Source organism: Corallococcus sicarius (genome assembly GCF_003611735.1).
GTDB classification, from domain to species: Bacteria; Myxococcota; Myxococcia; order Myxococcales; family Myxococcaceae; genus Corallococcus; species Corallococcus sicarius.
Genome location: NZ_RAWG01000134.1, coordinates 1 through 24,548, shown reverse-complemented (window position 1 = coordinate 24,548; position 24,548 = coordinate 1). Strand labels below are relative to the sequence as shown.

Here is a 24,548-nt window from a genome sequence, read left to right as displayed (position 1 = left end):
CCGCCCGCCACCACCACCGGACCGCCGCCGCTCATCCCACAGCCCCCCGTGGGGGCCTTCGCCTCCAGCGCCGCCACCGGCCCGCCATGCGCCGGCGACTCCACCGGCCCCGGAGTCGGAGTCGGAGACGGGTCGGAAGGCCCGCCCATCTCCGGTGCCGACGGGTCGTCCCGGGTCAATTCCTGATAGCGCTGGATGAGCCGCAGCCGCGCCGCATCGAACGCGGCGCCGTCGTCCGGCACGCGCGACGCGGAAGGGATGAGCTCCCGCGCCACCCTGCGCGCGAAGTCCGGGTCCCCCGCGTCGCTCACCGCCTTGAGCCACTCGTAGTCCTGCATCCCCTGGCGGATGAGCTTCAGGCGCAGGGACGGCACCGGCACGTGCGTCGTCCCGCCAATCGCAGCCGGGGTGCCCGGGTAGAACAGCGTCCCGTCCCCGTTGCCGTTGAAGCAGAACTGGTCCGTCCACGCCGTGGGGAGCATCCCCACCGTCTCGTAGTACAGCTCGCCCGTCCCGCCCTGGAGGAACGTCACCCACTCCATCGCGCGCGCCTTCGCCGCGGAGCGGTCCACCATGTACGACGGCCAGCCCGCCCCCGGCAGGTTCTCCGGCATGTTGGTCCCCGGCGCACAGCCGTGGCTCATGCAACTCTGATACGCCCACAACTCCGCTCCAGGACGCGCGAGGAACTCCGTGTACGTCGCGCTCTGGTCCCCCACGAAGCCCGGCTCCGTGCCGTCCAGGTGGTTCACCAGCGGCACCACGATGTCCACCAGGGGCCCCAGGGCGTGGGTCTTCAGCTTGATCGAGTTCGTCGTCAGCATCGTGCGCAGGTCGGGGGCGGCCCGCCGCACCAGCGCTCCGGTGTCCTGCACCTCTTCGAAGCTCGACCCGTAGGGCGGCTCGTCGCCAATGGAAGCATAGGCCTGGCCCAGCCAGCCCCGCTCGCGCATGTGCGCGGTGAAGTCCTGCAGGTCCTCGGGGGTGGGCGGGCCGCCGTACTCCAGGCTCGTCATCCGCGCGCCGGACAGCCGCGTGGGCGCGGTGCCGTCCAGGTACGGACCCCACGTCGCGTCGAAGTCACTCCACGACGGAGGCCACGGCCTGCGGGGGAAGATGTTGGGCAGCGTGAGCCGGTGCTCCAGCGCCAGCTGCTGGTAGCGCGCGAGCAGGGGCTGCAGCTCCCGGGGCGAGCAGTCCTCCCGGCCCAGGTGCGCGCGGCACACCTGCGGCGCCGACAGCATGAACGCCGAGGACAGCGAGGACGTGCTCGGCATCACCGCGTCCACCACGGTCAGCCTCGCGGTCACCTGCCGCTGGAAGCCTCCGTCCGCCTCCACCGTCACCGTGCCCGTGTAGTCGCCGGGCGGCGCATCCCGGGGCACGTGCACGTCCACCCAGAGGGCGCGCGCTTCGCCCGCGGGCACGTCGAAGGGGAACGCGCGGCGCGCTTCGCCTGCGACCTCATCCGTGTCCGGCACCAGCCCGTCCGGCCACTGTCCCGCCGCCTGCTCGAAGCCGGACGTCGGCCGCGTGGTGAGGAGCGCCTGCCGGTACAGCGTCACGTCCGGCCCCGTCAGCGTCATGGGGCCCTCCAGCGCGGGCAGCCGGGCGCGGACGCCCTGGAGGCCCGTGTCACCGCCGTGCAGCGCCACCTGGAAGGAGACGAACTCGTTGCGCGCGGCGGTGAGGCGCACCTCCGTGGCGCTCCCGGGGGCGGTGGCGTCCGGTCGGACCTTCACCATCATCCCCTCCCCCCAGACCGAGGGCCCTGCCGCGAACACCGGCCAGGCCACGGACAATGACAGACATGCGAGACCGAACAGTCGAATCGCCAACATGCGAAATGAATGCGCACCGACAGTGAATGGCGACGGATGTCGTGCCCCCCTGATGGCCCCCCGCCCGGACGGGCCAGCGCTCCAGGGCCCGTGTGTTGGGGGGTTGGCGCCATTCCCAGACGCAATGCGCCGGCAACAGGGGCCAGCCGGCGGCTTGCTCTCACGTCTGGCGCGGCGTCCGGCTCATAGGAAATCGCCGATGAGGCCCGGGAGCTGCTCGCCCAGCTTCTGGAGCAGGCCGCGGCGCTTCCAGCCCTGCCAGTGGATCTCCACGGAGTGGGTGAAGTCCTCCTCGAAGGAGGCCTCCAGCAGCTCCGCCAGCGCCGGGTCCTCCACCATCAGCGAGCCCTCGTCGGTGTGGTTGAGCGCGAGCGGATCCAGGTTGGTGGAGCCCACGACGCTCAGCAGGCCGTCCGCGAGCAGCGTCTTGGAGTGCATCATCGACAGCTCGTACTCCCAGATGCGCACGCCGCCCTCCAGGAGCCGCGCGTAGGACGCGCGCTGCGCGGCGAACACGGGCCCCACGTCGTGGTGGCGGCCCGGCACCAGCACCCGCACGTCCACGCCCTGCCGCGCCTTCTCGATGAGCGCGTCGCTGATGGCTTCGGTCGGCAGGAAGTACGAGTTGGCGATCCACAGCCGGCTCTTCGCGGACGCGATGGACAGCAGCCACATCCTGGACGCCTCCGACAGGAAGCGGTGGCCGGTGCTGGCGACGAAGCACGCGCGCGCGTCGCCTGCTGGCGTGAGCTGCGGGAAGGACTCCGGCGGCAGGAAGTCCCCGCCGGACTCCTGCCAGTTCCGCGCGAACGCCAGCTGCATGCCGCGCACCGCGGGCCCGCGCACGCGCACGTTGGTGTCGCGCCAGGCGTCCGGCGCGTCGCCGTTGCCCAGCCAGCTGCGCCAGATGCCGAAGCCGCCCGTCAGCCCCACCTCGCCGTCGCGGATCACCAGCTTGCGGTGCATGCGCGCGCGGATGCGGCTCGCGTCCAGGGCCGTCACCGTGCCCTGCATGGGACGGTAGATGCGCACCTCGCAGCCGGCGTCCGTCAGCACCGGAGCCACGACCTCGAAGTTCACGCTGCCCAGCGGATCCACCAGCACCCGGCACTGCACACCGGGCCTGCGCTCGCGCAGCGCGATGAGCAGCCGGTCCGACGGGATGCCCGGACGCCAGATGTAGCTGGCGATGTGGATGCTGGAGCGGGCGGCGCGGATCTCCGCCTCGATGACGTCGAAGACCCGCCCGTTCAGCACCAGCTCCACGCCGTTGCCCGGCTCCAGCGGCACCCCGAGCGTCTGGGTGATGGCGACGTCGCGCGCCGCGGGGTCCTCCGGCAGCGAGCGCAGACGCAGGTCGTGTCGGTGGTTCGGGTACGGGCACCCCGCCACGAGCAGGGCACACAGGATGAGCCAGGCCAGCCGCAAGGCCCCGACGCTAGGGCGATCCTCCGTCCGGTGCATCCACCGCGTGCAGGGGACTGAAGGAAGCGCGGGAAGGGCCCCGGGCTCCGTCCACCGCTGGACGGTTGCCACCGGTGTCTCACGCCGCGGGTGGTGTCCGGCGCGCCGCATGCGCACTGCTTGGAGCGACGGGTGGAGGCGACCCGCGCACCGGAGGACGGACACGGGCATGGGACGACGGGGGAAGGAACCGGCACAAAGCCGGGGGGAGCGGGTGCTCCTCCTGGCGGTCCTGCTGGGCGGGCCGGCCGTGCTCGCGGCGGAGGCACGGCCTGCGCAGCAAGCGCCCCCTCCGGCGGACATCCCCATGCCCCCGGCGGAGGAGCCTCCGCCCCCGCTGGAGCCCACCGTCTCGGAGGTGCCGTTCATGGACACGGTGCCCGAGTCTCCGGCCGTGCCTCCACGGAAGCTGCGGCCGTTCATCCCCCACGGTGAACCCGACACGGACGCACCGCTGTCGCGTGGCACCCGGGCCGCGCACGGCGCGCTCACGCTCCTGCCCCTGGGCACCGCGTGGGCCGCGACCCGCGTGGGGGGCGACCCGCGCCTGGGCGCCACCGCCGCCGAGGCCGCCGCCGGCACCCTGCTGGCCTCCGTCACCGGACGGTTCCTCTTCGTCCACCCCTCCTATCCCCAGGGCCGCTGGCTGGACCTGGAGGTGGGCGCGTTCAGCGCCGCCTTCGTGGTGACGCCGCCGTTCGCCGCGCTCGGCACGTGGGGCATGGGAGAGGTCGCCTTTGGAGGCAGCGAACAGCGCGGCGACGCGTACCTGGGCGCGCTCGGCGGCGCGGCGGCGGGGATGCTGGTGGGGCTCGCCGCGCACGCCGCCCTGCGGCGCCTGGCGGGCACCAGCGAGCGCTGGGAGTTCGTGCGCCGCTACCTCGCGTACACCTGCATCGGCACCGGCGCCACGCTGGGCTACCAGTGGAGCCGCACGCCGCGGCAGTGAAGGGCTCGGCTCAACCCATTGGAATTACTATGGAAATTGACCTATTAAAGGCTGCTTTCCTTAGAAAGGGGGCTATTTAAGTAAACGCCTGTTGATTTAAATAAGCCCTGTTCGAATGCTGGGCGCATGACGGACCTTTCATCTGCGCCTTCGAGAATGGGCCGGTTCGTGGAGACGACCGCCGCCGGGGAGCGTGTGCGGTCGTTCGTCCCGCAGCCCTTGCCGCCTGTTCCTCCTATCGACGTCCTGGGGCTTCTGGACCGGCTCAGCCAAGCTGAGCGGGCGCTGGGCCGCCTCGATGGAATCACGATGCTCCTGCCGCGCCAGGAGTTGTTCCTCTACATGTATGTGCGCAAGGAGGCAGTGCTCTCCTCGCAGATTGAGGGAACGCAGTCGACGCTCTCCGACCTGCTCCAATTCGAGACCGAGGCCAAGGAGGGCCAGCCCATTGACGACATCCGCGAGGTCTCCAACTACGTCGACGCGATGATGTACGGGCTCGAGCGGCTCAAGGAGTTGCCCCTCTCGCTCCGGCTCATCCGAGAGATGCATGCGCGGTTGCTGCAGGGTGGACGCGGTGCCACGAAGGATCCGGGTGAGTTTCGTCGCTCACAGAACTGGATTGGAGGAACCCGGCCCGGAAATGCTCTCTACGTTCCGCCTCCAGTGACGGAGCTCGACGACTGCCTCCGCGCCCTTGAGAACTTCATGCACGAGGAGCAGTCCCGGCTGCCGGCGCTCATCAAGGCGGGGCTCCTGCATGTGCAGTTCGAGAGCATCCACCCCTTTCTCGACGGCAATGGTCGCATCGGCCGCCTCCTCGTGACCCTCTACTTGTGCGTCCAGGGAGTGCTCCGCAAGCCGCTGCTCTACCTGAGCCTCTATCTGAAGACGCGCCGGGCCGACTACTACCGGCTGCTCCAGGAGGTGCGCGAGCAGGGCGCGTGGGAGGCCTGGCTCGAATTCTTCCTCAAGGGCGTCGAGGAGACGGCGAACCAGGCGTTCGACGCGGCAACAAGAATCATCGAACTCTTCAAGCACGACCGGGAGCACATCACGGCGGAGAGCGAGCGCGCCGGTTCGGCGCTCCGTGTGCACGAGCTGCTGCAGACGCAACCGTATGTCACGTCGAACCAGCTCGTTGAACGGACCGGACTGACCGCCCCCACGGTGAACGCGGCGCTCGCGGACCTGAAACGTCTGGGCATCGTGGAGGAGGTCACCGGACGCAAGCGAGGCCGCGTCTTCGCGTACCACGGCTACCTCGCCATCTTGAACGAGGGGACGACTCCGTTGCAGGGGTCGTCGTAGGCGCGCGGCCCTGGCATCCCACCGCTTGGCGTTGTCAGACGGCATCCCTAGAGTTCGCCTCGCAGCACGAACACACCCCCAGGGAGAAGACACCATGCAGGCTCGCAAGCATGTCCGTCACGTCGCGTTCCTCGCCGCTGTCGTCGCCACCGTGATGGGCGTGGGCATCGCCGTCGCGCCGTCCTCCGCCACCGCGCAGGACTGCACGCCCACCTGTTTCAAGAACCCCATCACCGGGCAGATCACCTGTACGTACCCCTGCCCGTAATCACTCGCGGGCAGCGACCGTGACGCCCGGGCCCCACCCGCTGCCGCCGGGTCGGGGCCTTCTTCGCGCCGGAGGACGGCGGGCAGCAGGACTACTCGGAGCGCATCGCGTCCACCGGGTCCAGCTTCGCCGCGCGCGCCGCCGGGTAGATGCCGAACGCCAGCCCCACCCCGCAGCTCATCGCCAGCGACACCACCACGGACCAGAGCGGCACCTCCGTGGGCAGCTTCACCATCCACCGCGCCAGGAGCGACAGGCCCACGCCCAGCGCCACGCCCAGCGCGCCGCCCACCAGCGACAGCACCACCGCCTCCAGCGCGAACTGCGCGAGGATGCGGTAGCGCTTGGCCCCAAGCGCCTTGCGGATGCCAATCTCCCGCGTCCGCTCCGTCACCGCGACGAGCATGATGTTCAGGATGCCAATGCCGCCCACCAGGAGCGACAGCAGGCACACGCCGAAGCTGGCCGCGGAGATGGCCGCGGAGATGTTGTTGAACATCTCCGTGGTGCTCGCATTGGAGAAGATGAAGAAGTCATCCGTCTCCTCCGGCTTGAGCCCGTGGCGCCGGCGCATGAGCAGCGTCACCTCATCCTGGGCGCGCTGGAGCACCTCCGCCGAGCGCGCCTGGATGCTCACCCGGAAGTCCCGGATGCCGAAGATGCCCGCGTACGTGGAGAGGGGAATCATGGCCTGGTTGTCCTGGCTGCCCCCACCCATGATGCCGCCCCGGCGCTTGAGCGTGCCCACCACCAGGAAGGTGCGCCCCTGCAGCCGGAACTGGCGCCCCAGCGGCTCCATGCCGGGAAAGAGCGTGTCCGCCAGGTCCGCGCCCACCACCGCCACGTTGCGCCCGTCCACGAACTCCGTGTCCGTGAAGGGCCGCCCGGTGGCGATGCTCACCGAGTTCGTCTCGAAGTACTCCGGCGTGCCCGCCCAGACGTGCACGTTGGACCGGGTCTCCCGCTCCGCCGTGGAGGCCTTCTGGCCGCCCTTGGAGTCCTCCGCCGCGGCCAGGAGGATGGACGGCTGCAACCGGATGGCCTCCAGGTCCGGGTAGCCCAGGCGCGGCCGGCGCGCGAGCTCCGCGGCGGACAGGTTGCCCTGGCCGAAGGGCAGCCGCTGCACCTGGAAGCAGTTGGTCCCCAGCTCCGACAGCTGGTTGTTCACCTGGTTCTTCAGGCCCTCGATGATGGACATCATCGCCACCACCGTGGTGACGCCGATGACGATGCCCAGCAGCGTCAGGAACGAGCGCAGCGGGTTGGAGCGGAACGTCCCGAACGCCAGCCGCACCGTGTCCCAGAATGCCATCCACATCGCCGGTGTCTCCCTGCTTCAGTCGTGGCGGAGTGCTTCCACCGGATCCAGGTTCGCCGCGCGCGCCGCCGGCCAGATGCCGAACAGCAGCCCCACCACCGCCGAAAAGCCCACGCCCGCCACCACCGTCAACAGCTGCACCGACGCCGCCAGCGGCGTGAGGTACGACACGAGCCACGCGAGCCCCATGCCCACCGCGGTGCCCAGCGCGCCGCCCACGGCGGACACGCTGGCCGCCTCCATCAGGAACTGGAGGATGATGGTGTGCCTGCGCGCGCCCAGCGCCCGCCGCACGCCAATCTCCCGCGTCCGCTCGCGCACCGACACCAGCATGATGTTCATGATGCCGATGCCGCCCACCAGCAGCGTGATGAGCCCCACGCCCGTGGCCGCGCCGTAGAGCGCGCCGGTGAGCTGCGCGTACATGCTGGCCAGCTGGTCCGGCCGGTTGATGGCGAAGTCGTCCGGCGCGCCGGGCTTGGTGCTGCGCTCGCGGCGCAGCGTCTCCGTGAGCCGGTCCTGCACGAGGGGGACCTTCTCCTGCTGGTCCACCGCGAGGACGATGGTGAGGTCGCGCTTGGTGCCGAACTGCCCCATGAACGCGGGGTAGGGCAGCATCACCACCAGGTCCATGTTCTGCCCCAGCACCGTGCCACGCTCCACGATGGTGCCAACGACGCGGTAGGGCCGCTTGTCCACCAGGACGCGGTGGCCCACCGGGTTGATGCCCGGGAAGAGCACCTTCACCACCTCCGCGCCCAGCACCGCCACGGCGGAGCGGTTGTCCACGTCCGCGTCGGTGAGGAAGCGCCCCGTCGCCATCTCCACGCTGGACGTCAGGGAGTAGTCGGGGCTGGTGCCCATGATCTGCATGGAGGCCAGCTTGCGCTGCTGGAAGGACACCTCTCCCTGTTCGAAGTACATGGGCGCCACCGCCACCACGTGCTCGGAGCTGGCCCGCATGGGGTCCAGCAGCTCCAGCGACAGCGGCTTGCGGTTGCGGTACGCCCACCAGTCCCCGTTCATCACCCAGGGGAACTTGGACACCTGGAGGGTGTTGGAGCCAATCTTCCCCAGCTGCTCCGAGAACGAGCTGTTCAAGCCCTGGATGATGCCGACGATGGCCAGGAGCGTGCAGACGCCCACGCCGATGCCCACCGTCGTGAGCACCGTCCGCAGCCGGTTGGAGCGCAGCGAGGACAGCGCGATGCGCGCGCCCTCCCACACGTCGACCCGGAAATTCACGAAACCACCCCTTTGCGCTCGCTGGAGGCCGCACGGCCCACCGCACCGGAACGCCGGTGGGCGGGCCGCGTCAGGCACTCTACGCCGCGAACGGCCGGTCATTGCACGCGGCCTTGCACGCGGCCTTCACGCCAGCCCGCCCGCCCAGGGGGTTTCCCCGGTTTTCAGGGCAGCACGGTCACGGTGTCGCCGGTGAGGCGCACCTTCACGGTGACCTCGTTGGGCAGCACGTCGGCCTCGTCCACGATGTGGTTCTCATCCACGCCCACGCGCACCGTGTACTCGCCGTCCGGGGTGTCGGTGACGTCCATCCACTGGCAGGGGAGGTCGGCGGTGTAGACGTCCGACCAGCCGGGAGAGATGCCCGTGCCCGGGTCGTACCAGGCGGCGGGCTGGCCGTCCGCGCAGTACTGGGTGAAGTCCACCATGAAGAAGCCCTGCTTGCGGCCCACCGAGGTGGAGGCTCCCGAAGCGTCTCGCAGGTCGTAGCCCGCGAAGTTCGTCAGGTGGTGGTGCAGGTGGCATTCGTCATAGACGAACAGGTCCGGCCGCTCCTCCGGTGACGGCACCACCAGCGGGCCCGTGCCCATGTTCATGATGGACGTGGTGAAGCGCAGCAGGCGCCGCTCACCGCCCGCGGGCACGCAGCCTTCGAGCACCTCGCACGAGTCCGCCGCGAAGCTGCGGCGCTCCACGTAGAGCGACCGAGCGAGCGCGTCCCGGTCCACCGTCAGGTCCGGCTTGCCGTTGACCGGATCCACCACGAGGTTGCACGTCTTCGTGGGCGCCAGCGCGGGCGCGGGCTCCGTGGAATCCGGCACCGCGCCGCCGCCGAACACCACCACCCGGCCGGGGAAGCCGGTGCCGCCGTTGTCCGGCGGGATGCCCACCACCAGGTCGCCATGGCCGTCGCCGTCCAGGTCCCCCGCGGCCGCCACGCCCAGGTAGTTGTAGCCCATGTTCCATTGGGGCTGGAGGCGGTTGGAGCGCGGCCACGCCCAGACGGGCTCCAGCGGACCGGACACGTTTTCCGTGGGGCGGAAGAGGTACACGCGCCCGACGGCGGTGGCCACGAAGTCGTGGCCCGTGCTGCCCGCCACCATGGACCCCACGGGGATGATGGACGGACCGAAGGAGAGGAAGTTCTGGCCGAGCAGCGGGAACACCGCGTCGTCCATCAGCTGCCAGGTGGCCTGCGGTGCGTAGCCCTGGAGCGCGGCGTCGGACAGGTGCAGGCGCTGGCTGCCATCCAGGACCATGAACCCCTCCGGGCGTCCGTCGCCGCTCAGGTCGGGCAGCGCGTGGAAGCGCTCGGCGTTGCCCGTCCACACGGGTGCGGTCGTCAGCGGTCCGGTGCACGCGCGGGGGCTGCCCGGCTTGCACCCCAGGAAGAGCTCCGCCGTGAAGTCGTCGTGGGTCACCAGCAGGTCCTGGGCTCCGTCCCCGTCCGTATCGCCCGCGGGCTTCGGGGCACCGGACAGCGTGCGCACGGGGGCGAAGGCCGCCCCGGACGCGGCCTGGTACACGGTCAGCTCCCCGGCGAGCGTGGCGACGGCGAGTTCATCCTTCCCGTCGCCATCCAGGTCCAGCAGCTGCGCGCCATTGAAGCGCGTGGTGGAGGCGTCCGGCACGCGGAACAGCGGCTCGGCCAGCGCCTGGGACAGGTCCGGCCCGCCCTTGAACACGCTGACGCCATAGGCGCCCACCACCAGCACGTCCGCGTACGCATCCCCGTCGAGGTTGCCGGTGGACACGGTGAGCTTGTAGCCCGACGTGCGCGGGCTGGGGTGGACCCACGTCATCGTCGTGGTGATGGGGGTCGGAGAGAAGAAGGGCGCCTCCCCCGCGTACACCGCCACGCGCCCCGGGACTGTCTGCACACCCTGGCAGGGCCCCGACGCCACCAGCAGGTCCTTGCGCCCATCGCCGTTGAGGTCGCCCAGCGCGAGGGAGCGACCGAAGCACTCCTCGGGGACGAGGCCGTCTCCGGCCACCTGCCAGCGCGGCGTCTCGGAGAGGGTGGGCGTGGCGGTGCCGCCTCCATCGGGGGTGCCCGCGTCCTCTGACGGGCCCGCGTCAGGGATGCCCGCGTCTGGCGAGCCTGCGTCTGGCGAGCCCGCGTCAGGGATGCCCGCATCGGGCTGGGGCTTCGGATCTCCCTTGCAGCCCGTCACGGCCAGCAACAACACCACCGTACAGCCCCACGTGCTTCGCATCCGCATTCGTCAGCTCCAGGGAAAGCATCAGCCGCGATTCCGGCGTGCACTCCCTGGAGCCCCCTCGCGGGAAAATGATGCACGTGCGTCAGGGCAGCACGGTCACCGTGTCGCCGGTGAGGCGCACCTTCACGGTGACCTCGTTGGGCAGCACGTCGGCCTCGTCCACGATGTGATTCTCATCCACGCCCACGCGCACCGTGTACTCGCCGTCCGGCGTGCCGGTGACATCCAACCACTGGCACGCGGTGTCCGCGGTGTAGACATCCGACCAGCCGGGCGAGATGCCCGTGCGCGGGTCGTACCAGGTGAACGGGCCGCCATCCGCGCAGTACTGCGTGTAGTCCACCATGTAGAAGCCCTGCTTGCGGCCCACCGCGGTGGTGGTGCCTGACGCGTCCTTCAGCGCATAGCCCGCGAAGTCCTTCAGGTGGTCGTGCAGGTGGCACGCGTCATAGACAAACAGGTCCGGCCGCTCCTCCGGTGACGGCACCACCAGCGGACCGGTGCCCATGTTCATGATGGACGTGGTGAAGCGCAGCAGGCGCCGCTCACCGCCCGCGGGCACGCAGCCTTCGAGCACCTCGCACGAGTCCTGCGCGAAGGTGCGGCGCTCGATGTAGAGCGAGCGCGCGAGCACGTCGCGGTCCACCGTCAAGTCAGGTTTGCCATTGACCGGATCCACCGCGAGGTTGCACGTCTTCGTCGGGACCAGCGCGGGGGCAGGCTCGTCCAGGGCGGGCACCGCGCCGCCGCCGTACACCCGCACCCGGCCGGGGAAGTGGGTGCCATCCGATTCCGGCGGGATGCCCACCACCAGGTCGTCATGGCCGTCGCCGTCCAGGTCGCCCGCGCTCGCCACGCTCGGGGCGACGAAGCCCAACGACTTCCCGGGCTGGAGGCGGTTGGCGCGCGGCCACGCCCAGAGGGGCTCCAGCGGACCGGACACGTTTTCCGTGGGGCGGAAGAGGTACACGCGCCCGATGGCGGTCGCCACGAAGTCATGGCCCGTGCTGCCCTCCACCATGGAGCCCGCCGGCAGGACGGAGTAGCCGAAGACGGGGAAGGTCGCGTCGTCCATCATCTGCCACACCGGCGTGGGGGAATACCCCTGGAGCGCGGCGTCGGACAGGTGCAGGCGCTGGCTGCCATTGAGGCTCACGAGCAGCTCCGGACGGCCATCCCCGCTCAGGTCCGGCAGCGCCCTCATCCCCGCCGCCGTGCCCTTCCACACCGGCTGGAGCGTCAGCGGGCCCTCACAGCCCTGCTTGCAACCCAGGAAGAGTCCCATCTCCAGGGCCCCCCCACCGGTCGACCTGAAGATGTCCTGGGTGCCGTCCCCGTCCGTGTCCCCCGCGGGCGAAGGGTAGCCGGAGAAGACCTGCACGTTGGTGAAGGGACCCTCCGCGGCGCCGGGCGTGTAGCGATAGACAGTGCTGCGTCCGGTGTTGGTGGTGACGATGAGCTCGTCCAGCCCGTCACCGTCCAGGTCCAGCAGGTGCGCGCTGCTGAAGCGCGTGGTGGAGACGTCCAGCACGCGGAACAGCGGCTGCGCCAGCACCTGGGACAGGTCCGGCCCGCCCTTGAACACGCTGACGCCGTAGTAGCCGCGCACGAGCACGTCCGCGTACGCATCCCCGTCGAGGTCGCCCGTGGACACGGTGAGCTGGTAGCCCGAGGTGCGCGGACTGGGATGCACCCACGTCATCGTCGTGGTGACGGGTGTCTGGGAGAAGTCGCGCGCTTCGCCCGCGTACAGCGACACGCGGCCCGGGTCCGTCGGCCCGCTCGTGCACGGCGGGGATGCCACCAGCAGGTCCGCGCGGCCGTCGCCGTTGAGGTCGCCCAGCGCCACGCTCCGGCCGAAGCAGGCCGAGGCCGGGGTGGCATCGCCGGACACCTGCCAGCGCGGCGTCTCGGAGAGGGTGGGCCCGCCGGCATCAGGCGTGCCGCCGTCGTCCTGCGGGCCCGCGTCTTGAGAGCCCGCGTCTTGAGAGCCCGCGTCTTGCGAGCCCGCATCGGGCAGGGGCTTCGGGTCGTCCTTGCAGCCCGTCACCATCGTCAACAGCACGGCGCAGGCCAGCGCTCCACGGATCCGCATTCGTCACTTCCTGGGGGACACGACCGCCGACCCGGTGCGTCCGACACGCAAAGGCCCGGAGGATAGAGCCACCGCCCGATGTCCTGGAAATGACCCTTGCGCCCTGATGGGTTTTCCGCGCGCTGGCAGGGGGGCAGCCGGGCAGGCGGAAATGGCCACCCTCCCCTGGCATCCCCAGGTTTCCGCGGGCAGCGCGCGAGCGCGTACCCGACCGCCATGGCCGACACCGCCGCCCATACCGCCGACCCTGGCCCCATTGACGTCGCAGCGCCGGCCTCCGAGCGGTTCAGCCGCTCGCAGAAGGCCTTCACCCTGTCGGGCGCGCTGCTGGGGCTGCTGCTGGCCGCGTTGGATCAGACCATCGTGGCCACCGCGGGCCCGGCCATCCAGGCGGACCTGCACATCGCGCCGGAACACTACCCGTGGCTCACCACCTCGTACCTCGTGGCCTCCACGATGATGGTGCCCGTGTGGGGCAAGCTGTCGGACCTGCTGGGGCGGCGCGCGGTGCTGGTGGCGGGCATCCTTGTGTTCCTCACCGGCAGCTTCCTGTGCGGCGTGTGCCGCTCCACGCTCACGCTCATCCTCTGCCGCGCGGTGCAGGGCCTGGGCAGCGCGGCCCTCTTCACCGGCTCGCTGGCGGTGGTGGCGGACCTGTTCCCGCCGCGCGACCGGGGCAAGTACCAGGGCCTGTTCGGCGCGGTGTTCGGCCTGTCCAGCGTCATTGGCCCGCTGGCCGGCGGCTTCATCACCGACGCGCTGGGCTGGCACTGGGTGTTCTTCATCAACCTGCCGGTGGGCGCGCTCGCGCTCGCGCTCATCTTCCTGCGCATGCCCCCGCTCAAGCCCGAGGGCGTGCACGGCAGCCGGCTGGACCTGTCGGGCGCGCTGTGGCTGGCGGTGGCGGTGGTGCCGCTGCTGCTCGCGCTCAGCCTGGGCCATGGGGCGGCCACGCCCAGGCCGGGTGGGTTCGCGTGGGGCTCCGCGCCCATCCTCGGGCTGTTCACGCTGTCGGCCGTGGGCCTGGGGCTGTTCGTCTGGCGGGAGCGCCGCGCGAAGGAGCCGCTCCTGGACCCCTCGCTGTTCCGCCTGCGCGCGTTCACGGCGGGCAACGCGGCGGTGTTCATCATTGGCGCGGTGTTCCTCGCGTCCGTCACCTTCCTGCCGCTGTTCATGGTGAACGTGGTGGGGCTGTCCGCGACGCACTCGGGGCTGACGCTCACGCCGCTGACGCTGGGCGTGGTGGCGGGCAACGTGCTGTCCGGACAGCTGGTGTCGCGGCTGGGGCGCTACAAGGCCGTGATGCTGGGCTCGCTGCTGCTGTTGGGCGTCGGGTTCGCGGTGATGGCCTTCACGCTGACGCCCGACTCCAGCCAGGCGGAGGTGACGGTGAAGATGGTGCTCGTGGGGCTGGGGCTGGGCCCGTCCATCCCGCTGTACACCGTCGCGGTGCAGAACGCGGTGCCGCCCCAGCGCATCGGCGTGGCCACGTCCGCCACGACCTTCTTCCGGCAGCTGGGCATGACGGTGGGCGTGGCCCTGCTGGGCACCGTGTTCGCGGGCACGCTGGGCCGCGAGATGACAGCGCGCACCGCGCAGGCCACGCAGGGGCTGCCCCAGGACGTGCGCCAGGAGCTGCGCGCCGCGGCACCCGGAGGCCTTGGCGGTGGCCTGGGCGGCGGTGAGAGCGCACCCGCGGGCGAGCGGTTCCAGCCCGACGCAGTGAAGGCGAGGCTGCGTCAGGGCTTCGCCGAGGAGCGGCAGGCCTCCCAATCCCTCCCCGGCCCCGAGGGCGCACAGGCCCGGGCGCGGGTGGACGCGGACGAGGCGCACGCGCTCTCCACCGTGGACCGCGTGGAGCGCGCGCTCAAGGAGTCCTTCACCCGCGCGACGACGGCGGTGTACCGCTTCGCCCTCTTCGTCGCGCTGGCCGCCCTGCTCGTCACGCTGCTGCTGCCGGAGCTGCCCCTGCGGCGTGGCCCCGGCAGGCCCGTGACGCGGTAGTGCGCTACTTCTTCTTCGGCGGCGGGCCGTCGTCCTCCGGCCCGGTGGGGCGCGCGAGCAGGCCCGGCGCCTCCGCCAGCGCGTACGCCACCCACGCCACGGCGGCGGTGCTGCGCGACAGGTCCCGCGGGTCCACCTTGTCCAGCGTGTCCGCCATGGAGTGGTGCACGTCGAAGTAGCGGCTGCTGTCCACGCGCACGCCCACGAAGGGCACGCGCGCGGGCTCCATCGGGCTGATGTCCGCGCCCGTCGCATGGCCGTGCATGAACCGGCCCGCGCCCAGCCCATCCAGCGGGGCGAGCCACGGCCGCAGCAGCGCCTCACCGCCCGGCCCCGCGTGCAGGCTGACGCCCAGGGGCGGCCCGCCGCCCGCGTCCATCTCCAGCGCGGCGACGTGCTTGGGCAGCTCCTTCGCGTGGGCCTCCGCGTACGCGCGGCCTCCGCGCAGGCCGTTCTCCTCGTTCATGAACAGCACCACGCGCACGGTGCGCCGGGGCGCCTGGGGCAGCTTCGCGATGAGGCGCGCCGCCTCCATCACCATCACCACGCCCGCGCCGTCGTCGTGCGCGCCCGTGCCCACGTCCCACGAGTCCAGGTGCGCGCCCAGGAGCACCACCTCATCCGGCTTCTCCCGGCCGCGCACCTCCGCGACCACGTTGGACGAGTCCGCGTCCGGCAGCTCCGAGCACCCCAGCACCAGCCGCACCTTCACCGTCCCGCCCTCGAGCATCCGGTGCAGCGTCAGCGCGTCCTCCACCGACACCGCCGCCGCGGGCACGCGCGGCCCGCCGTCATCGAAGCGCGTGGCCCCGGTGTGCGGCGTGCGCAGCGACGCCGTGGCCAGCGAGCGCACCAGCGCGGCCACCGCGCCCTGCTTCGCCGCCGCCGCCGGACCCCGGCTGCGCATCCCCGCGAAGCGGCCGTAGTCCGCCGCCTCCGACATGGTGTGGTTGAAGAAGACGATGCGCCCCTTCACCCGGTCCCCCAGCGCGGCCAGGGCCTCCATCGAGTCCACCTCCACCACCTCCGCGGTGAGCCCCTCCGGCGGCGTGGGCGCGCTGCCGCCCAGCGCCATCAGCGACAGCGGCAGGCCCCGCGTGCGCTCGGAGGCGACGATTTCGCCGCGCTCCTCGCCGCGCACCCAGTGCGGCACCTTCACCGGCTCCTTCCACGCCTTCACCCCGTCCGCCTTGAAGGAGCGCAGCGCCCACTGCACCGCGGCCTCCGCGGAGTCGGAGCCGGACAGGCGCGGACCCACGCCGTCCGTCAGCTCCGCCAGCCGCGCGTACGCGTGGCCTTCCGTGAGCGCCGGGCCCACCAGCCGCCCCGCGGCCTCCCGCTGCGCGGCGCTCAGCCCCTTCACGGCCGAGGCCGGAGCCGGCTTCACGGGAGCGGTGGCGGGTGACGGGGAAGCCGGCGCCGCCGAGGTGAGCAGGTGCAGGGCCAGCGAGACAGGCAGGGCAAAGACAGAGGTGGACACGCAAATCCTCGAAGTTGCTGGGAGAGGAAGGCGGAGGCGGAAAGTCCCAGGGGCCACCGCGCGCCGAGAGGGGGAACGCGGCGCGCGGGGCTCAACTGGGACGTCACGCACCGGTTCCGCGGTTGGGGAACGCGAGGACCGGTACATACGCCACCTTCGAGAAGAAGAGGACGTGCGTGCATTCTTTAAAGAAATTCTTCGCAGCGTCAAGGCATGAAGTGCGCATTACGACCGGAGTCCGATGGGAGTGTTCGGAATGCCCGCTTCACAACAGGGCCGCGCAGCGTGATTCCGGTGGTTTGAGCGCGCGAGCGAAGCCTGGGGGAATGAAGCGTACGGAAATCTCCGTTGCCCACCCCTGAGGACCGGGACACAGTTCCGCCGCCGAAGGTCGCCCCCGCCCCGGCCTCCCCACAGATGAGTGCCCCTCCTTCCGACACCGAACAGGCCTTGAGGGCGGAGGTGCAACGCCTTCGGGCCCGGCTGCGCGAGGCCGGCCTGGAGGAGGATTCCGGAGCCGAAGCCGGAGCCGGAAGACCCCCGCGGCCCGCGCACGCGTTCGACCGCGAGCGGATGGCGGTGCTCTTCCATCAGGCCAGCGTGGGCATCTCGCAGCTGGACCTGGAGGGCACGCTGGTGCTGGTGAACCAGCGCTTCTGTGACCTGCTGCAGCATCCGCGCGAGGAGGTGGTGGGGCACTCCCTGCTGGAGCTCACCCACCCGGAGGACCGCGAGCGCAGCGCCGCCCTCTTCCAGCACCTGTGGGAGACGGGGGAGCCCTTCTCCGTGGAGAACCGCCACGCGCGGCCGGACGGCGGCACCGTCTGGGTGCACCACCATGTCTCGCGGGCGAAGGACGAGGCGGGCCGGCCCCTCTTCGCCGTCTGCGTCTCGCAGGACATCACCCAGAACCGCGGCGCCGAGGAGCGCCTGCGCGTGAAGCGCGAACAGTTGCGACTGGCGCAGGAGGCGGGTGGCATTGGCGTGTTCACGCTCGACGTGGCCACCAACCTCGCCACGGTGACGCCGGAGTTCTGCCGGGTGTACGGCGTGCCGCGCACGGACACCGTGCTCGCGCCGGTGTTGGAGGCGCTCGTGCTGGAGGAGGACCGGCACCGGGTGTCCAACACGCGCACGCGGGCGGCGGGGCAGGTGATTCCGTCGGTGGAGTACCGCATCCGCAAGCCGGACTCCGGCGAGGTGCGGTGGATCTCCCGGCGGGCGTCGCTCGTGCACGACGCGGAGGGCCGTCCGGTGCAGCTGATTGGCGTCGTCCAGGACGTCACCGAGCGCCGCCAGTCCGAGGACGCGCTGCGCGAGGCCAACGAGCGCGTGCGGCTGGCGTTGAACTCCGACGTGGTGATTGGCACCTGGATGTGGGACGTGCCCGCCAACCGCGTCATCGTGGACGAGCGCTTCGCGCGCTCCTTCTCGCTCAATGCCTTGCAGGCCCGGGAGGGGCTGCCCCTGGACGTCTTCGTGGCGTCCATGCACCCGGAGGACCGGCCCGCAGTGGAGGCATTGATTGCCCAGACGCTGAATTCGGGCGGGGCGTACCGCGCGGAGTACCGCGTGCGCCAGTGGGACGGCGTCTACCGGTGGGTGGAGGCGAGCGGGCACTGCGAGCTTGCGCCCACGGGCAAGCCCCTGCGCTTCCCGGGGGTGGTCGTCAACGTGGACGAGCGCAAGCGGGCGGCGCTGCGGCAGGCGGCGCTCATCGAGATGGGGGACCGGCTGCGCGACGCGCAGACGCCGGACGCCGCCGCGCTCGTGGCGATGGACGTGGTGGGGCGCTTCCTGGGCGTGTCGCGCGCGGGCTATGGCGCCGTGGACACCACCCACGAGCTGGTGACCCTGCCCCCCGGGTGGCTCCGCGGTTCGGGCACGCTGAGCATCGCGGGGGTGCACCGCTTCCCAGACTACGGGGCCTTCCTCGAGGACATGCGGCGCGGCGAGACGGTGGCCATCGCGGATGTGCGGAAGGACCCGCGCACGGCGCAAGGGGTGGAGTCCCTGCGCCGCATCGGTGTCCGGGCGCTGTGCAACGTGCCGCTGATGGAGCACGGCCAGCTGGTGGCGCTGCTGTACTTCCATGACACGAAGCCGCGCGAGTGGACGGCGGAGGAGCTGGAGTTCACGCGCGACGTGGCCGACCGCGTCTGGGCGGCCATCGAGCGGCTCCGGGCGCAGGCGGAGCTGAAGCAGGCCAACGAGACGCTCGAGCAGCGGGTGGCGCAGCGCACGCGGGAGCGGGACCGGGTGTGGAACGTGTCCCAGGACCTGCTGGTGGTGGGCGACCTGCGGGATGGCCGTTTCATCAGCGTCAACCCGGCCTGGACGCGGATGCTGGGGTGGACGGAGGCGGAGCTGCTGGGGCGCACGTCCGAGTGGCTGGAGGCCCCCGACGACTACGCGCGGTCCCGCGAAGAGGTCTCCCACCTGGCGGGGGGCCGGCCCACGCTGCACTTCGAAAGCGCCTACCGGTGCAAGACGGGCGGCCACCGGCGCATCTCCTGGACGGCGGTGCCGGTGCCGGAGGACGGCGTGCTGTACGCCAGCGGGCGCGACGTCACCGAGCAGCGGCAGACGGAGGACCAGCTGCGGCAGGCGCAGAAGATGGAGGCGGTGGGCAAGCTCACGGGGGGCGTGGCGCACGACTTCAACAACCTGCTCCAAATCGTGGGCGGCAACCTCCAGCTGCTGCAGCGCGACGTGGCGGACAACGAGCGGGGCCTGCAGCGGGTGCGCACGGCGCTGGGCGCGGTGGAGCGGGGCGCGCGGCTGTCGGGGCAGTTGCTGGCGTTCTCGCGGCGGCAGCCGTTGGAGCCGCGCTCGCTGAGCCTGGGCCGGCTGCTGCGGGGCATGGACGACCTGTTGCGCCGCGCGCTGGGCGAGGACGTGGAGCTGGAGACGGTCATCAGCGGCGGGCTGTGGAACACGCTCGCGGATCCGAACCAGTTGGAGAACGTCATCCTGAACCTGGCCATCAACGCGCGCGACGCGATGAAGGGCCACGGCAAGCTGACGCTGGAGTTGAGCAACGCGGCGCTGGACGACCACTACGCGCAGCAGCACCCGGAGGTGATGACCGGGTCGTACGTGCTGCTGGCGGTGTCGGACACGGGCGGGGGCATGACGCCGCAGGTGCTGGAGCGCGCGTTCGAGCCCTTCTTCACGACGAAGCCGGAGGGCCGGGGCACGGGCCTGGGGCTGAGCATGGTGTATGGGTTCGTGAAGCAGTCCGGCGGCCACGTGAAGATCTACAGCGAGGTGGGGCACGGCACGACGGTGAAGGTGTACCTGCCGCGTGCCTTCCAGGCGGAGGCGCCGGTGCCGGAGGTGGTGACGGGGCCGGTGGAGGGCGGACAGGAGACCATCCTCGCGGTGGAGGACGACGCGGACGTGCGGGCGACGGTGGTGGAGCTGCTGACGGAGCTGGGCTACCGGGTGCTGCGCGCGGTGGACGGGCAGAGCGCGCTGTCCATCCTGAAGAGCGGCGTGGCGGTGGACCTGCTCTTCACGGACGTGGTGATGCCGGGGCCGGTGCGCAGCCCGGAGCTGGCGCGGCAGGCGCGCATCCTCCATCCGGACATCGAGGTGCTCTTCACGTCGGGCTACACGGAGAACGCCATCGTGCACGGCGGCCGGTTGGACCCCGGCGTGAACCTGCTGAGCAAGCCGTACCGGCGCGAGGACCTGGCGCGCAAGGTGCGGGCGCTGTTGGACCCGCGCAAGGAGAGGCTGGAGACACCGGCGCTGGCTCGGGGGACGCAGCCGGAGCCGGAGCCGCGCGTGGCGCCGCCCGCGACGCAGGGGTCCACGCGGCGGATGCACGTGCTGCTGGTGGAGGACGACGAGGACATCCGCGAGTCCGCGAGCGAGCTGCTGGGGTTCCTGGGGCACGACGTGCTGCCGGTGGCGAGCGCGGAGGAGGCGCGGGTGGCGTTGGCGGCGGGTCCGTTCGACGTGCTCTTCACGGACGTGACGTTGCCGGGCATGTCGGGCCTGGAGCTGGCGCGCGAGGTGGCGCTGCGCAAGCCCGCCATGCGCATCATCATCGCCTCCGGCCACGGCCGCGCGGCGCTGGACGGAGACCCGCGACAGTGGCTGGGCGTGGTGGTGCTGCCCAAGCCCTACGCGCTGCCGCAGATTGAGCAGGCATTGGCCCAGGTGGCCGCGCCGCGCTGAGCTTCAGCGCTTCAGGGAGGCCAGCAGGCCCTGCGTGTTCCAGCGCTCGTGTTCGTCCAGGGAGGGCAGGTACGCGCGGACCTCCGCGAGCATGGCCTCGGCGGCGGGCAGATCCGCTGGGGAAACCCTGGAGGCCCAGCGCCAGTACTCCGCGGCCACGAACGAGTAGAGCGCGAACCGCAGCGGGTATCGCAGCAACGCACGCAGCGCGCCGCGCACGATGCGTGGAGTCTGCTCCCAGTGCGCGGCACACAAGAACACATCCTCCGCGAGGGCGCGGTGCATTGGGGCTGTGGGCACCCGTCCGGTATGGCGCTGCTCCAGTCGTCTGAGGTCCGCGCGAAAGCGTCGCCACTCCCTGCGCGCACTCGTGTTCTCCATGTCCAGGATGAAGGCGCGCCAGTGCGGGTCGTGCAGGGACGGGTCGGCGAAGGCTTCTTTCATCTTCCTGGGCATTTCAATGGCTCCCCGTTCCAGGTGTAGATGGAGGTGGGCCAGAAGCCATGGGCCATACAGTAGGCCCGGCAGGAGTCACACCGGCTTTCGCCCTGTACCCGGCCAGGCAAGCCTCCTCCACCCGCATCGATGCAGCGAACGTAGTCATCACCGCAGGAGTTCCGGCGTCGCTCGTTCTCCTTCTCGCGCGCCTCCTCCGCCGCCCCGGGCGGTGGCAACGGAGGCGGCATCCGGGGACGGGGCGCGGTTCCCAGCTGTTCGCAGGCCACCACCACCCCTTCCTTGCACTGACAATCCACCGTGCTGACGCAGCCCGGCCCCGGCCCAGGACCCAGGGATTGTCGGTACTGCCGTGGGCCGACCGCGCAGCCCACGGCGCACAAACACAGCAACCACCCTAATCGCATACCTGCTCATTGGCATGCGTGGAGGCCTTCGGACTCCAGCCCTCGTTGCCGTCCTTCTCGAAGAAGAACTTCCCGCGCGTGCGCTGCCGCGTGCCCACTTCGTTCAGCGTGTTCGCGTCGTACAGCCGCCCGTTCACCATCGTGTAGCGCACCGTGCGGCTGTTGGAGATGTCCTCCAGCGGGTTCTTGTCCAGCACCACCAGGTCCGCCAGCTTCCCCGCCTCCAGCGAGCCCAGGTCCGCGTCCATCCCCAGGTAGCGCGCGCCGCTCAGCGTGCCCGCGCGCAGCGCCTGGAACGGCGTCATGCCGCCCTGGACGAACATCGCCAGCTCCCAGTGCGCCGCCAATCCCTCGCGCTGCCCGTGCGCGCCCAGCTGCACGCTCACGCCCAGGTCGTTGAGCTCCTTCGCGACGCGCGCCACGTTCTGGTGGTTGAACTCGTCGTCCGGCACCATCCCCCGGCGCCGAGACCGGCCGTCCACCACGCGCCGGGGCACGAAGGACAACAGGCGCGTGTCCTCCCAGACGTTCGTCTTCTGATACCAGTAGTTCTCCCCCATCAGCCCGCCGTAGGACACGCCCAGCGTCGGCGTGTAGCCCGTCCGCGTGGCCTTCCAGAGCTGGCGCACGTCGTCGTAGATGCGCGCCACCGGCAGCGAGTGCTCCACGCCCGTGTGCCCGTCCACCACCATCGTCAGGTTGTGCTGGAGCAGCGAGCCGCCCTCCGGCACCACCAACATCCCCAGCTCACGCGCCGCCTGCAGCACCTTCTGCCGCTGGTCGCGCCGGGGCTGGTTGTAGCTCTTCACGCTGAAGCCCCCCACCGCCTGCATCCGCCGCAGGTGCCGGCGCGCGTCGTCCAACGTGTCGATCTCCACGTGCGCGCCCGCGCTCGCCGCCCCGTACAGGATGGTGCCCGTGGAGAAGATGCGCGGCGACGTCAGCATCCCCGCCTTGCCCATCTCGCTCGCGGCGAAGATGGTCTCCGTCTGGTTGGACGGGTCGTGCAGCGTCGTCACCCCGAACGCCAGCGACGCCGCCTGCACCCAGCTCTGCTCCGGCATCAGCCCGTCCACACCCATGCGCCCGTGCCAGTGCACGTCCACCAGGCCCGGCATCAGCGTCTTGCCCTTCACGTCCACCACCTTCGCCCCCGCCGGCACCGCCACCTTCCCCACCGGACCCACCGCCACGATGCGGTGGCCCTTCACCACCACCACGCCCTCGGGCACCACCTCCTCGCCCTTCATCGTGAGGATGCGCCCGCCCACCAGCGCCAGCGTCCCCTCCGCCACGTCCGACTTCGCGGAGAACGACACGTCCACCCCCTCGAACGAAGGCGGCGGCAGCGTCTTCGGCGCGCCGTCCACGAACGTGAACGTGTCCTTCAGCGCCCGCGTGAAGAGCCTGGGCCCCAGCGCCCAGTGCAACGACAGTCGCGCGCCGTCCCCGGACCAGTGCAGGTACTCGCCCGCGTCACGGCTCACCTGCGTCACCGGCATCGCCTTGGTGCCCGGCCCCACCATCGCCTCCTTGGAGCCACGCACGAAGGGCGTCACGTACGCGTTGAAGTCCTCGCGGAAGGCCACCCACCGGTCGTCCGGCGACACCCGCATCTCCAGCGCCCCCGCGCTCTTCAAGTGCGAGCGCTCCTCGCCCCCGTCCAGCGCGATGCTCTGCAGCGTGCGCGCGTCCTCCGTCTCCTTCTCCTCCACGCGCAGGAAGTACACCCGGTCCGACTTCGCCCCGAAGTGCGGCTGCTCCCCGTCCCGCGTCAGCTTGCGCGCGGCGCTGCCCCCGGCCGCGGGCACCACGAACAGCCCCGTCTCCCGGCTCCACGTGCCCGGCATCAGGTAGCCATCCCCCGTGGCCCGGTACACCACCGACTTCCCATCCGGGCTCAGCGCGGGCTCCACGTAGAAGCCCGGCTGCGCCGTCACCACGCGGCCCTCGCCGCCCGTGACCGCGACGATGCGCACCGCGCCCAGCTTGTCGTCGTCCCACGTCGTGTAGACGATGGAGCGCCCGTCGCGGGAGAACGACGGGAAGAACTCCAGGTGCTCGTTCTGCCGCGTCAGCCTGCGCGGCGTGCCCGACGGCAGGTCCTTCACGTACAGCCGGCCCAGCGCCTGGTACACCACGCGTCTGCCATCCGGTGACACCTGCATCCAGCGCAGCATCTTCACGTCGAAGCGCTCCGGCGCCGCCGGGCGCGTGCTGCGCACCGTCTGGAACACCGTGCGCGTCCCCTTCACGTGGAAGGGAATGGGCGTCACCTTCTTCGTCGCCACGTCGATGCGGTTCAGCTTCCCGCCCGCCCAGAACACCAGCGACCTGTTGTCCGGCGTCCACGCCATCACCGGAGACACGCCGTGGATGGCCCACGTCTCCTGCATGTCCCGGTCGAGCCCGTCGTACAGCGGCCGCTCCGCCCCGGACGCCACGTCCGCCACGTACAGCACGCTCTTCGTGCGCACCCGCCGCACGAACGCCAGCTGCTTGCCGTCCGGTGAGGGCGTGGGCCGGATGGAGCCGCCCGGGCCGGTGACGAAGGGCTCCACCTCCTTCTTCTCCAGGTCCAGCCGCTGGATGGCGTAGATCTCCTTGTTGGGGTCCTTGTCGTACTCGAAGGACCTGCCCGGCGTGACGTCCTGGCTGAAGTAGACGTAGCGGCCGTCGGGGGAGAACGCGGGCTCGCCCAGGTCCTTCTGGTCGTTGGCGCGCTCGGTGAGCTTCACGCCCTCGCCGCCCGCGCGGTGGTACATCCACACCTCGCCCGCGCCCAGCGAGCGCCGGCCGGTGAAGTGCTTGCGCGCCACCAGGTACTGTCCGTCCGGACTCCAGGCCGGGCTGTTGAGCAGCCGGAACTTCTCCTGCGTCACGGGCTTCGGGTCGGATCCGTCGCGGTTCATCACCCAGAGGTTGTCGCCGCCGCCCCGGTCGCTCGTGAACGCGATGGACCTCCCATCCGGGCTGTAGCGCGGCTGCATGTCCCAGGACGCGCCGGACGTCAGGGCCTTCGCCTCGCCGCCCGCGATGGGCAGCGTGTACACGTCGCCCAGCAGGTCGAAGACGAGCTCATCCCCGCGCGGGCTCACGTCCACGTTCAGCCACGTGCCCTCGCGCACGTCGATGGGCACCTGCGTGGCCTGCGCACCCGGGGGCGCATCCACGTTCCAGGTCTCCTTCTTCGCGTCGGGCTTCGGGGCTTCGGCGGTGGCGGGCATGCCTCCGTCCCCCTCGCTCGCGCGGGCGGCGTCGCGCGCGGTGTCCTTGGGCCCGGGCGGCGGGGGCGGCTCC

Annotated in this window: 14 protein-coding genes and 1 pseudogene; 6 read left to right on the top strand and 9 right to left on the bottom strand. The window is 71.1% G+C overall.

Translation table 11 applies throughout. The features are described from left to right. Both D7X12_RS21085 and D7X12_RS21080 read right to left on the bottom strand, forming a co-directional pair. Positions 1-1,745: DUF4091 domain-containing protein (locus tag D7X12_RS21085; RefSeq protein WP_244224679.1), on the bottom strand; the 1,745-nt coding region annotated here is incomplete at its 3' end. A gap of 279 nt (positions 1,746-2,024) precedes the next feature. Then, the gene (locus D7X12_RS21080) at positions 2,025-3,269 is read right to left on the bottom strand and encodes a phospholipase D-like domain-containing protein (protein WP_120627069.1); all 1,245 of its coding nucleotides are present in this window, start codon (positions 3,267-3,269) and stop codon (positions 2,025-2,027) included. A 250-nt stretch (positions 3,270-3,519) separates the two neighbouring features. Between D7X12_RS21080 and D7X12_RS21075 the strand changes: the two genes are divergently transcribed. The 3 genes from D7X12_RS21075 to D7X12_RS43470 all read left to right on the top strand — a co-directional run bounded on the left by D7X12_RS21075 (position 3,520) and on the right by D7X12_RS43470 (position 5,833). Continuing rightward, positions 3,520-4,254, top strand: coding sequence for a hypothetical protein (locus D7X12_RS21075; RefSeq protein ID WP_120627068.1), 735 nt, complete (start codon positions 3,520-3,522; stop codon positions 4,252-4,254). A gap of 126 nt (positions 4,255-4,380) precedes the next feature. Then, positions 4,381-5,565, top strand: a complete 1,185-nt coding sequence (locus D7X12_RS21070) for a Fic family protein (RefSeq protein ID WP_120627067.1) — start codon at positions 4,381-4,383, stop codon at positions 5,563-5,565. Positions 5,566-5,659: 94 nt separating this feature from the next. Continuing rightward, positions 5,660-5,833, top strand: a complete 174-nt coding sequence (locus D7X12_RS43470; protein ID WP_167509022.1) for a hypothetical protein — start codon at positions 5,660-5,662, stop codon at positions 5,831-5,833. Between the two features lie 91 nt (positions 5,834-5,924). On the opposite strand, the gene D7X12_RS21065 is transcribed toward D7X12_RS43470, so the two are convergent. The 4 genes from D7X12_RS21065 to D7X12_RS21050 form a co-directional block, all read right to left on the bottom strand. Then, a complete protein-coding gene (locus tag D7X12_RS21065; RefSeq protein WP_120627073.1) occupies positions 5,925-7,145 on the bottom strand; it encodes an ABC transporter permease in 1,221 nt (406 codons plus the stop codon). A 24-nt stretch (positions 7,146-7,169) separates the two neighbouring features. Then, on the bottom strand, positions 7,170-8,396 hold the full coding sequence (locus D7X12_RS21060; protein WP_120627066.1) for an ABC transporter permease: 1,227 nt from the start codon (positions 8,394-8,396) through the stop codon (positions 7,170-7,172). A gap of 164 nt (positions 8,397-8,560) precedes the next feature. Then, on the bottom strand, positions 8,561-10,618 hold the full coding sequence (locus tag D7X12_RS21055) for a lysyl oxidase family protein (RefSeq protein WP_120627065.1): 2,058 nt from the start codon (positions 10,616-10,618) through the stop codon (positions 8,561-8,563). Between the two features lie 82 nt (positions 10,619-10,700). Then, the gene (locus D7X12_RS21050) at positions 10,701-12,713 is read right to left on the bottom strand and encodes a lysyl oxidase family protein (protein WP_120627064.1); all 2,013 of its coding nucleotides are present in this window, start codon (positions 12,711-12,713) and stop codon (positions 10,701-10,703) included. Positions 12,714-12,929: 216 nt separating this feature from the next. On the opposite strand from D7X12_RS21050, the gene D7X12_RS21045 reads away from it, so the two are divergent. Next, the gene (locus D7X12_RS21045) at positions 12,930-14,717 is read left to right on the top strand and encodes an MDR family MFS transporter (protein WP_208719181.1); all 1,788 of its coding nucleotides are present in this window, start codon (positions 12,930-12,932) and stop codon (positions 14,715-14,717) included. 4 nt (positions 14,718-14,721) lie between these two features. Here D7X12_RS21045 and D7X12_RS21040 read toward each other — a convergent pair whose 3' ends face one another. After that, positions 14,722-16,197, bottom strand: coding sequence for a M20/M25/M40 family metallo-hydrolase (locus D7X12_RS21040; protein WP_120627063.1), 1,476 nt, complete (start codon positions 16,195-16,197; stop codon positions 14,722-14,724). Between the two features lie 417 nt (positions 16,198-16,614). Between D7X12_RS21040 and D7X12_RS45510 the strand changes: the two are divergent. Together D7X12_RS45510 and D7X12_RS21035 are read left to right on the top strand one after the other, a co-directional pair. Next, positions 16,615-17,070 (top strand): annotated as a pseudogene (locus D7X12_RS45510) (PAS domain-containing protein); the annotation flags it as partial. A 63-nt stretch (positions 17,071-17,133) separates the two neighbouring features. Then, complete coding sequence (locus D7X12_RS21035; RefSeq protein WP_244224680.1) at positions 17,134-20,385, top strand: PAS domain-containing protein; 3,252 nt, start codon at positions 17,134-17,136, stop codon at positions 20,383-20,385. Between the two features lie 3 nt (positions 20,386-20,388). On the opposite strand, the gene D7X12_RS21030 is transcribed toward D7X12_RS21035, so the two are convergent. Beyond that, positions 20,389-20,829 (bottom strand): hypothetical protein, encoded by a 441-nt coding sequence (locus D7X12_RS21030; protein ID WP_120627062.1) that lies wholly within the window; start codon positions 20,827-20,829, stop codon positions 20,389-20,391. Positions 20,830-21,238: 409 nt separating this feature from the next. Beyond that, positions 21,239-24,548: amidohydrolase family protein (locus tag D7X12_RS21025; RefSeq protein WP_244224677.1), on the bottom strand; the 3,310-nt coding region annotated here is incomplete at its 5' end.